The 11,090-nt window shown below is 68.1% G+C and carries 5 protein-coding genes; 4 read left to right on the top strand and 1 reads right to left on the bottom strand.

Going from position 1 to position 11,090, the window contains the following annotated elements:
- Positions 1 to 195 precede the first annotated feature (195 nt).
- From DEI91_RS02685 to DEI91_RS02695, 3 genes are all read left to right on the top strand, one after another.
- Complete coding sequence (locus DEI91_RS02685) at positions 196 to 777, top strand: hypothetical protein (protein ID WP_111050792.1); 582 nt, start codon at positions 196 to 198, stop codon at positions 775 to 777.
- 359 nt (positions 778 to 1,136) lie between these two features.
- On the top strand, positions 1,137 to 4,625 hold the full coding sequence (gene rpoB, locus DEI91_RS02690; protein ID WP_111050793.1) for a DNA-directed RNA polymerase subunit beta: 3,489 nt from the start codon (positions 1,137 to 1,139) through the stop codon (positions 4,623 to 4,625).
- Between the two features lie 47 nt (positions 4,626 to 4,672).
- Entirely contained in the window at positions 4,673 to 8,554 is a 3,882-nt protein-coding gene (locus DEI91_RS02695; RefSeq protein ID WP_110824268.1) for a DNA-directed RNA polymerase subunit beta', read from the top strand.
- 129 nt (positions 8,555 to 8,683) lie between these two features.
- On the opposite strand, the gene DEI91_RS02700 is transcribed toward DEI91_RS02695, so the two are convergent.
- Positions 8,684 to 9,082 (bottom strand): VOC family protein, encoded by a 399-nt coding sequence (locus tag DEI91_RS02700; RefSeq protein WP_111050794.1) that lies wholly within the window; start codon positions 9,080 to 9,082, stop codon positions 8,684 to 8,686.
- A 331-nt stretch (positions 9,083 to 9,413) separates the two neighbouring features.
- Here DEI91_RS02700 and DEI91_RS02705 point away from each other — a divergent pair, with 331 nt between their 5' ends.
- Positions 9,414 to 11,084: a GspE/PulE family protein gene (locus DEI91_RS02705; RefSeq protein ID WP_111050795.1), complete on the top strand. Its 1,671-nt coding sequence runs from the start codon at positions 9,414 to 9,416 to the stop codon at positions 11,082 to 11,084.
- The last annotated feature ends 6 nt before the right edge of the window (positions 11,085 to 11,090 follow it).

Genomic DNA, 11,090 nt, shown 5'->3' on the forward strand with positions numbered 1-11,090 from the left:
TCCGTCGCCCCGGTCGGCCCGACGCCGTCGACGCCCGCCCCGGTCCCCACCGGAGCCCGTCCGCCGCCGCTCCCGACCGCTCCGGACGCAGCCCGACGACGAGCCCCGCCCTCGTCGCGGGCCTCGTCGACGTGCCGCCGTCCGCACCGCACCGCCGCACCACGTCCGGGCGCCCGCGCCCGAAGGAGCCCACCCATGTCCACCGACACCCTCTCCGTCCCCGTCCGTACCGGACGCCCGCCGCGCGCGTCCGCTCGCGCACGCCGCGCGACGGAGGCGGGACGGGCCTCCCGGCCGCTCGTCGAGGACCGCCAGACCGCACCGGTCTGGATGCGCGTGGTCGGCGGGGTCGTGCTGGCCGCCGGGCTCGCGCTCACGGCAGCGGTCCTCGCCTGGCCGGGGGACGCGCCCGAGTCGGCACTCGTCGTCCCCGGGCTCGTCGCCGTCGCGGTCGGCGCACTCGCACTCGCCGCCCGCGCGGGGTTCACCGTCACCGAGGACGCCGTCGTGCTGCACTTCCGGCCGCTCCCGCCCCGTCGGATCGCGAGGCGGCGGATCGCGAGGGTCCGGGTGACCGAGGCGGACGCGACCACCTACGGCGGGGTCGGCCTCCGGCTCGGACGTCGTCGTCGGGCGCTCGTGCTGACCCCGGGTCCCGGGCTCGAGATCACCGACGACGCCGGGCGGACGACGTTCGTGCGGAGCGACCGACCGTGCGACGCGGTGCGTGCGCTCGACACCGCGACCGACGGCGAGGCGGCTCGGCCCGGGGAATGAGACCGCTCGGGCGGGGCTTATACACGCCGGACTCGATCTCGGTCAAGCCAGGACTGGACAGCGCACTCGTCCCCGACCTATGATGACAGTTCGCGCTCCCTGGCATCCGTGTCGTCATATTGCGGTCGACCGAGTTCCTCGAAGACGCCTCTCAGCAGGTGCTTCGCAGAACACGCCTGGTGATGCCGGTCCCGTATATGGCGGCGGGGCCCGCTCACCGATCATCCCACAGGCGGCTCCGGACCCGGAGCCTCACCGTACTCGTGTCGTGATCATCGGGTTGCGCCGAGCGATCAATCCACTCACCTACACACTGCTCGTCAGTGTCGGCCCGACGGGGCCTACCGGAGGTCACACCCTTGGCTGCTGCGCCCAACGCATCCACCAACCCCAAGAACGGTCGCAACCACTCGCGACTCTCGTTCGCCAAGATCACGGACACCCTCACGGTCCCTGATCTGCTCGCCCTCCAGACGGAGAGCTTCGACTGGCTCGTCGGCAACGACGCGTGGAAGGCCCGCCTCGCCGAAGGGCAGGAGCAGGGTCGTACCGACCTCGCGCTGCACTCCGGGCTCGAGGAGATCTTCGAGGAGATCTCCCCGATCGAGGACCTCGGCGAGACCATGCAGCTCTCGTTCACGTCCCCGGAGCTCGAGGACCCGAAGTACTCGATCGACGACTGCAAGGAGCGCGGCAAGACCTACGCCGCTCCGCTGTACGTCAACGCCGAGTTCATGAACCACATGACGGGTGAGATCAAGACGCAGACGGTCTTCATGGGCGACTTCCCGCTCATGACCGAGCGCGGCACGTTCATCATCAACGGCACCGAGCGTGTCGTCGTCTCGCAGCTCGTCCGCTCGCCGGGCGTGTACTTCGAGCGCGCCCAGGAGAAGACGTCCGACAAGGACATCTACTCCGCGCGCATCATCCCGTCGCGCGGTGCGTGGCTCGAGTTCGAGATCGACAAGCGCGACCAGGTGGGCGTGCGCATCGACCGCAAGCGCAAGCAGTCCGTGACCGTCTTCCTCAAGGCCCTCGGCCTGACGAGCGAAGAGATCATGGAGGAGTTCCAGGGCTTCGCGTCCATGGAGTCGACCCTCGAGAAGGACGCCGTCCTGACGAAGGAAGAGGCGCTCAAGGACATCTACCGCAAGCTCCGTCCGGGCGAGCAGGTCGCCGCCGAGGCCGCGCGTGCGCTCCTCGACAACTTCTACTTCAACCCGAAGCGCTACGACCTGGCCAAGGTCGGTCGCTACAAGCTCGACCGCAAGCTCGGCATCGACGCCCCGCTGTCCGACTCGGTGCTCACCGTCAAGGACATCGTCGCGACGATCAAGTACCTCGTGTCGCTGCACGCCGAGCGCACCACCATGGACGGCGTCCGTGACGGTGAGCCGGTCCAGCTCCGCCTCGACGTGGACGACATCGACCACTTCGGCAACCGTCGCATCCGTGCGGTCGGCGAGCTCATCCAGAACCAGGTCCGCACGGGCCTGTCCCGCATGGAGCGCGTCGTCCGCGAGCGCATGACCACGCAGGACATCGAGGCGATCACCCCGCAGACCCTGATCAACGTGCGCCCCGTCGTCGCCGCGATCAAGGAGTTCTTCGGCACCTCGCAGCTGTCGCAGTTCATGGACCAGAACAACCCGCTCGCGGGCCTGACGCACAAGCGGCGTCTGTCGGCCCTCGGCCCGGGTGGTCTGTCCCGTGAGCGCGCCGGCGTCGAGGTCCGCGACGTCCACCCGTCGCACTACGGCCGCATGTGCCCGATCGAGACCCCGGAAGGCCCGAACATCGGCCTGATCGGTTCGCTCGCGTCCTTCGGTCGGATCAACTCCTTCGGCTTCATCGAGACGCCGTACCGCCGCGTCGTGAACGGTCAGGTCACCACGACCATCGACTACCTCACGGCTTCGGAAGAGGACGACTTCGTCGTCGCGCAGGCCAACGCCCCGCTGACCGACGACTTCCACTTCCAGGACGACAAGGTGCTCGTCCGCAAGAAGGGCGGGGAGGTCGAGCTCGTCGGCAAGGACGAGGTCGACTACATGGACGTCTCGCCGCGCCAGATGGTGTCGGTCGCGACCTCGCTCATCCCGTTCCTCGAGCACGACGACGCGAACCGCGCCCTCATGGGTGCGAACATGCAGCGCCAGGCCGTGCCGCTCCTCCGCTCCGAGTCGCCGCTCGTCGGCACCGGCATGGAGGGCTACACCGCCATCGACGCCGGTGACGTCGTCACCGCCGACAAGGCGGGCGTCGTCTCCGAGGTCTCGGCCGACGCCGTGACCCTGCAGCTCGACGAGGGCGGCACGCAGACCTACTACCTGCGCAAGTTCGACCGCTCGAACCAGGGCACGAGCTACAACCACCGCGTGATCGTCAGCGCCGGTGAGCGTGTGGAGCAGGGCGAGGTGATCGCCGACGGCCCCGCGACGGAGAACGGCGAGCTCGCGCTCGGCAAGAACCTCCTCGTCGCGTTCATGCCGTGGGAGGGCTACAACTACGAGGACGCGATGATCCTGTCGCAGAACCTCGTGAAGGACGACACGCTCTCCTCGATCCACATCGAGGAGTACGAGGTCGACGCTCGCGACACCAAGCTCGGCAAGGAGGAGATCACCCGCGACCTGCCGAACGTCAGCCCGGACCTCCTGGCCGACCTCGACGAGCGCGGCATCATCCGCATCGGTGCCGAGGTCCGCCCCGGCGACATCCTGGTCGGCAAGGTCACGCCGAAGGGCGAGACCGAGCTGTCCGCCGAGGAGCGCCTGCTCCGTGCCATCTTCAACGAGAAGTCGCGCGAAGTCCGCGACACCTCGCTCAAGGTGCCCCACGGTGAAGAGGGCACGATCATCGGCGTCAAGGTGTTCGACTCGCAGGACGGCGACGACGAGCTCGGCTCGGGCGTCAACCAGCGCGTGGTCGTCTACATCGCCCAGAAGCGCAAGATCACCGCGGGTGACAAGCTCGCCGGCCGCCACGGCAACAAGGGCGTCATCTCGACGATCCTGCCGGTCGAGGACATGCCGTTCCTCGCGGACGGCACCCCGGTCGACATCGTCCTCAACCCGCTCGGCGTCCCCGGCCGCATGAACTTCGGCCAGGTCCTCGAGATCCACCTCGGGTGGCTCGCGAAGCAGGGCTGGAACGTCGAGGGCATCCAGGAGTGGGCCTCCGCCCTGCCCGAGGCCGCGCACAGTGCAGCCCCCGGCACGAAGGTCGCCACCCCGGTGTTCGACGGTGCGTACGAGCGCGAGATCGAGGGCCTCCTCGACTCCACGCTCCCGAACCGTGACGGCGAGCGCCTGATCGGTTCCTCGGGCAAGGCGCAGCTCTTCGACGGCCGCTCCGGCGAGCCGTTCCCGGAGCCCGTGTCGGTCGGCTACATGTACATCCTGAAGCTGCACCACCTGGTCGACGACAAGATCCACGCCCGTTCGACCGGCCCGTACTCGATGATCACGCAGCAGCCGCTGGGTGGGAAGGCGCAGTTCGGTGGCCAGCGCTTCGGTGAGATGGAGGTGTGGGCGCTCGAGGCATACGGTGCCGCGTACGCCCTCCAGGAGCTCCTGACGATCAAGTCCGACGACATCCTCGGCCGCGTGAAGGTCTACGAGGCGATCGTCAAGGGCGAGAACATCCAGGAGCCCGGCATCCCGGAGTCGTTCAAGGTCCTCATGAAGGAGATGCAGTCGCTCTGCCTGAACGTCGAGGTCCTCTCGGCGGACGGCCAGGCGGTCAGCCTCCGCGACACGGACGACGAGGTCTTCCGTGCCGCTGAAGAGCTCGGCATCAACATCTCCTCGCGGTTCGAGTCGTCGTCCGTCGACGACATCTGATCCCTCCCGTACCGAACACGTTTCGAACTCAGCAAGAGAGAAGAACATTGCTCGAAGCAACTTCCTTTGATGCCATTCGGATCGGTCTCGCGACCGCCGAGGACATCCGCCAGTGGTCGTACGGCGAGGTCAAGAAGCCGGAGACCATCAACTACCGCACCCTGAAGCCCGAGAAGGACGGTCTGTTCGGCGAGCAGATCTTCGGTCCCTCCCGCGACTGGGAGTGCGCCTGTGGCAAGTACAAGCGTGTCCGCTTCAAGGGCATCGTCTGCGAGCGCTGCGGCGTCGAGGTCACCAAGTCCTCGGTCCGCCGTGAGCGCATGGGCCACATCGAGCTCGCCGCGCCCGTCACGCACATCTGGTACTTCAAGGGCGTCCCGTCGCGCCTCGGCTACCTGCTGGACATGGCGCCGAAGGACCTCGAGAAGGTCATCTACTTCGCGGCGTACATGATCATCAGCATCGACGAGGAGGGCCGTCACGCCGACATGCCCGGCCTCGAGAACGAGATGCGCCTCGAGATCAAGAACCTCGAGAACCAGCGCGACTCGATCATCGCCGACCGCCTCAAGAAGCTCGAGGACGACCTCGCGGCGCTCGAGGAAGAGGGCGCCAAGGCCGACGTGAAGCGCCGGACCAAGGACACCGCCGAGAAGGAGATGTCCCAGGTCCGCAAGTCCTTCGACGAGGACATCACCCGCCTCGAGCGCGTGTGGGAGGACTTCCGCAACCTCAAGGTGGGCGACCTCAAGCCCGAGGACGCCGTCTTCCACGAGCTCCAGGACCGCTTCGGGATCTACTTCGACGCCTACATGGGCGCCGAGGCGATCAAGCTGCGGCTCGAGGCCTTCGACCTGGCCGCCGAGGCCGAGGCGCTGCGTCTGCAGATCGCCGAGGGCAAGGGCCAGAAGAAGATCCGCGCGATCAAGCGCCTGCGCGTCGTCAGCTCCTTCCTCGCCACCGGGAACTCGCCGGCCGCGATGGTGCTCGACGTCGTACCGGTCATCCCGCCGGAGCTCCGCCCGATGGTGCAGCTCGACGGTGGCCGCTTCGCCACGTCGGACCTCAACGACCTCTACCGTCGTGTGATCAACCGCAACAACCGTCTCCGCCGCCTGCTCGACCTCGGTGCCCCCGAGATCATCGTGAACAACGAGAAGCGCATGCTGCAGGAAGCGGTCGACGCGCTGTTCGACAACGGTCGTCGTGGACGTCCGGTCACGGGTACCGGCAACCGCGCCCTGAAGTCCCTGAGCGACATGCTCAAGGGCAAGCAGGGTCGTTTCCGCCAGAACCTGCTCGGCAAGCGCGTCGACTACTCGGGCCGTTCGGTCATCATCGTCGGCCCGCAGCTCAAGCTCCACCAGTGCGGTCTGCCCAAGCAGATGGCGCTCGAGCTGTTCAAGCCGTTCGTCATCAAGCGCCTGATCGACCTGTCGCACGCGCAGAACATCAAGTCGGCCAAGCGCATGGTCGAGCGTTCGCGTGCCCAGGTGTGGGACGTGCTCGAGGAGATCATCCGCGAGCGCCCCGTGCTGCTGAACCGTGCGCCCACGCTGCACCGTCTCGGTATCCAGGCGTTCGAGCCGCAGCTCGTCGAGGGCAAGGCCATCCAGCTCCACCCGCTGGTCTGTGCTGCGTTCAACGCGGACTTCGACGGCGACCAGATGGCCGTGCACCTGCCGCTGTCGGTGGAGGCCCAGGCCGAGGCCCGCATCCTGATGCTCGCCTCGAACAACATCCTCAAGCCGTCCGACGGTCGTCCGGTGACCCTGCCCGCGCAGGACATGATCATCGGTCTGCACCACCTGACGACCGTCCGCGAGGGCGCCGTGGGTGAGGGCCGTGCGTTCTCCTCCGTCGCCGAGGCCATCCTCGCGAAGGACCAGAACACGCTGCACCTCAACGCGATGGTGAAGATCCGCATGACGGGTGTCCACTTCGCCGAGGGTGAGGCGCCGGAGGGCTACGAGGTCGGTCAGCCGATCCTCCTCGAGACCACCCTGGGCCGTGCGCTCTTCAACGAGACCCTGCCGGCGGACTACCCGTTCGTGCAGCGGGTCACCGACAAGGGCACGCTCTCCGCGATCGTCAACGACCTCGCCGAGCGCTACTCCAAGACCGAGACGGCCGCTGCGCTCGACCGGATCAAGGACGCCGGCTTCTACTGGGGCACCCGCTCCGGTGTGACCGTCGCCCTGTCGGACGTCGTGACGCCTCCTCGCAAGAAGGAGATCATCGCGGGCTACGAGGTCCAGGCCGCCAAGGTGCAGGGCGAGTTCGACAAGGGTCTGATCACCGACTCCGAGCGTCGCGCCGACCTGATCAAGATCTGGACCGAGGCCACGAACGAGATCGCGCAGGAGATGCGCGACAACTTCCCGGTCGACAACACCATCAACCGCATGGTGTCGTCCGGTGCTCGTGGTAACTGGCTGCAGGTGCGCAACATCGCCGGTATGCGTGGTCTGGTGAACAACCCGAAGGGCGAGATCATCGCCCGCCCGATCATCAACTCGTACCGCGAGGGCCTGACCGTGGCGGAGTACTTCATCGCCACGCACGGTGCTCGCAAGGGTCTGGCGGACACGGCACTCCGTACCGCTGACTCGGGCTACCTGACCCGTCGTCTCGTCGACGTGTCGCAGGACGTCATCATCCGTGAGGACGACTGCGGGACGACCCGTGGCCTCGAGCTGCCGATCGCGACGGTCGGTGCGGACGGCGGGCTCGTCCGCGACCCGCGCGTCGAGAACACCGTCTACTCGCGCACCCTCGCGACCGAGGCCGTCGACGCCTCGGGCACCGTGGTGGCCGAGGCCGGCGAGGACGTCGGTGACGTCCTCCTCGACAAGCTGCTCGCTGCCGGTGTCGAGAGCATCAAGGTGCGCTCGGTCCTGACCTGCGAGTCAGCCGTCGGTGTCTGCGCGCAGTGCTACGGCCGCTCGCTCGCCACGGGCAACCTGGTCGACATCGGTGAGGCGGTCGGCATCATCGCCGCCCAGTCCATCGGTGAGCCCGGTACCCAGCTGACGATGCGTACCTTCCACACGGGTGGTTCGGCCTCGGCCGACGACATCACGCAGGGTCTGCCCCGCGTGACCGAGCTCTTCGAGGCCCGCACCCCGAAGGGCGCGTCCCCGATCGCCGAGGCCCCCGGCCGCGCCACGATCGAGGACACGGACAAGGGTCGTCGGATCATCCTCACGCCGGACAACGGCGACGAGCCGTTCATCTACCCGGTGCTCAAGCGTGCGACCCTCCTCATCGAGGACGGGCAGCACGTCGAGCTCGGCGAGCAGTTCATCGCCGGCACCGTCGACCCGAAGGAAGTCCTCCGGGTCAAGGGTGTCCGCGAGGTCCAGAAGCACCTGGTCAACGGTGTGCAGGACGTGTACGGCTCGCAGGGTGTGCCGATCCACGACAAGCACATCGAGGTCATCGTCCGCCAGATGCTCCGCAAGGTCACCGTCGTCGACCACGCCGACACCGACCTGCTGCCGGGTGAGCTCGTCGACCGGTCGCGCTACAACGCGATCAACCGGGCGGCGCTGCAGGAGGGTCGCAAGACCGCCTCGGCTCGCCAGGAGGTCATGGGCATCACGAAGGCGTCCCTCGCGACCGAGTCGTGGCTGTCCGCCGCGTCCTTCCAGGAGACCACCCGCGTCCTGACGCAGGCGGCCATGGAGGGCAAGCAGGACCAGCTCGTCGGCCTCAAGGAGAACGTCATCATCGGCAAGCTCATCCCCGCCGGGACGGGCCTCAGCCGGTACCGCGACGTGGACGTGAACGCGACGGAGGAGGCGAAGGCGGAGCGGTACCCGAACCGCATCTTCGCGGACGACTCGTCGTTCTCGGACGCCGACCTGAGCTTCGTCGACTTCGACAGCTTCTCGTCGGACGACTTCACGCCGGGGACGTACAACTGAACCCAGTGAGCACCGGGAAGGGCCCCGCATCCGTCAGGATGCGGGGCCCTTCCCGCGTTCCGGGGCAGGAGCCGGACGGGAGGCTCGGTGCGGCCCCGCCACGGGCCTCCCGGTCCGGTGTCCGGGGACCTAGACGGAGCGATCGGCGCCGCTGTCGCGGTCGCCGGTGCCGCGCCCGCGCTCGTCGGCGAGCGAGTAGAGGCTGAGGACGTTGCCGTCGGGGTCGCGGACGTCGAACCAGTCGACGGCCCCGTCGACGCACTCGACCGGTCCGACGTCGATGCCGAGGGCGGCGATCCGGGCGTGCTGGGCGGCCACGTCGTCGACACCGAAGCGGACCGTCGCCGGGTTCTCGTCGGCGTCGGGGTCCTCGACGAGCTGGATCCAGATGCCACCGACCTCGTACTCGGCGATCCCCTCGGTCGGTTCCAGGTCCGGCTCGAGTCGTTCGAACACCGCGCCGTACCAGAGGCAGGAGGCCTCCAGGTCGGTGACGGGCAAGCCCACGGTCACGCTCGTGATGTCCATGGCTCATTGTGGTCCGTGCACACCGGGTGCGTCGAGGGCTCACCTGCCGCTGCTCCACAGGCGACCCCCGCGGCCCGGCCGTCCACAGGTCGCGCCGTCCGGACGCTGGACGCGCGCCGTGGGACGGATGCTGTCGGTCATGCGCCCGCACGCTCACCTCGATACCCGCCGGTACCCCTGTTCTGGGTCCAGCGACGACTGCTCCGCCCCCTCCTTCTGGGACTGCTCCACGAGCGGGCCCGGACGTAGCGTTGTCGAGCGTCGTACCCCTGGCGACGCCCATCGACCCACGCCGCTTCGGCGCGCCCGGCAGCAAGGAGGTACAGGGCTCATGGCAACCCTGTCCGAGATCCTCATCCTCAACGGTGCGCTCCCCATCGAGTACCTCGACGCCATGACCGGCCACGAGGACGTCGACGAGCAAGCGATCCGTTCCCTGGTCGAACAGGGCGTCGTGAGCGAGGCGCAGTACATCACCGCGCGCGCCGCGTCACACAACTCGAAGACCGTCCCGCTGACCGACTACCCGGTCGACGGTACGGCGGTCTCGGTGCTGCCCGCCCCGCTCTGCCGCCGGCACTCGGTCCTCGGCATCGGGTTCGAGGGGGAGACCCTCGTGCTCGCGATGGTCAACCCGGCCAACGTCCTCGCGATCGACGACGCCCGCGCCGCCTCCGGCCGACCGATCAAGCCGCTGCAGGTCGACGAGCGGGACCTGCTCGCCGCGTTCGACCGCTACCTGCGCGCCGACGACGAACTGAACGACCTCACCTCCTCGCTCGAGGAAGAGGCCGCACGCACGCACGAGCAGCAGGCCGACATCGGGGACGGGTCCCTCGACGACGTGCCGATCGTCCGCTTCGTGAACCTGCTCGTGTCCCAGGCGATCCAGGACCACGCGTCCGACATCCACATCGAGCCCGGCGAGCACGAGGTGCGGGTCCGCTACCGCATCGACGGCGTGCTGCACGAGATGAGCCCGGCGCCGAAGAACATCCAGAACGGCGTCATCAGCCGGCTCAAGATCATGAGCGACATCGACATCGCCGAGCGGCGGAAGCCGCAGGACGGCCGCATGTCGGTCCGCCACGGCGGTCGCCAGATCGACCTGCGTGTGGCGACCCTGCCGACCGTGTGGGGCGAGAAGGTCGTCATGCGGATCCTCGACAACACGAACACGTCGTTGACCCTCAAGGACCTCAACCTGCTCGACCGGAACGCGGCGGCGTACCAGAAGTCGTACTCGAAGCCGTACGGCATGATCCTGGTGACCGGACCGACCGGGTCCGGCAAGTCGACCACGCTGTACACGACGCTCAACGCGGTCGCCCGGCCCGAGATCAACGTCATCACCGTCGAGGACCCGGTCGAGTACCGCATGGCGGGGGTCAACCAGGTGCAGGTCAACCCGAAGGCCGGTCTGACCTTCGCGTCAGCCCTGCGCAGCATCCTCCGGTCCGACCCCGACGTCGTGCTGCTCGGTGAGATCCGTGACCACGAGACCGCCCAGATCGCGATCGAGGCGTCGCTCACCGGTCACCTCGTGCTCTCCACGCTGCACACGAACGACGCGCCCTCGGCCGTCACCCGGCTCACCGAGATGGACATCGAACCGTTCCTCGTCGGGTCGGCCCTCGACTGCGTCGTCGCACAGCGTCTGGCACGCAAGCTCTGCGACCGCTGCAAGGTGCCCGCCGTGTACGAGGCCGAGCAGTTGCACGCCCTCGGGTTCCTCGACGCCCCGACCGCCGCGATCCCGGAGTTCTTCGCGCCGCTCGGTTGCTCGGTGTGCTCGAACACCGGGTACCGCGGGCGCATCGCGCTCCACGAGGTGATGACCGTCACCGAGGAGATCGAACGGCTCGCCGTCGCCCGCGCCTCGAGCGCGGAGATCAGCCGCGTCGCCCAGCAGCAGGGCATGCTCACCCTCCGGATGGACGGGTGGGAGAAGGTCAAGCTCGGACTCACGAGCGTCGACGAGATCCTGCGCGTGGTCGCGTAGGCCTGG

This window comes from Curtobacterium sp. MCBD17_032, from assembly GCF_003234855.1.
Classification (GTDB): Bacteria; Actinomycetota; Actinomycetes; order Actinomycetales; family Microbacteriaceae; genus Curtobacterium.

Coding starts and splice junctions, on each gene's coding strand:
- DEI91_RS02700 (WP_111050794.1), bottom strand. CDS start 9,082: ATGGACATCACGAGCGTGACCGTGGGCTTGCCCGTCACCGACCTGGAG.
- DEI91_RS02705 (WP_111050795.1), top strand. CDS start 9,414: ATGGCAACCCTGTCCGAGATCCTCATCCTCAACGGTGCGCTCCCCATC.
- DEI91_RS02685 (WP_111050792.1), top strand. CDS start 196: ATGTCCACCGACACCCTCTCCGTCCCCGTCCGTACCGGACGCCCGCCG.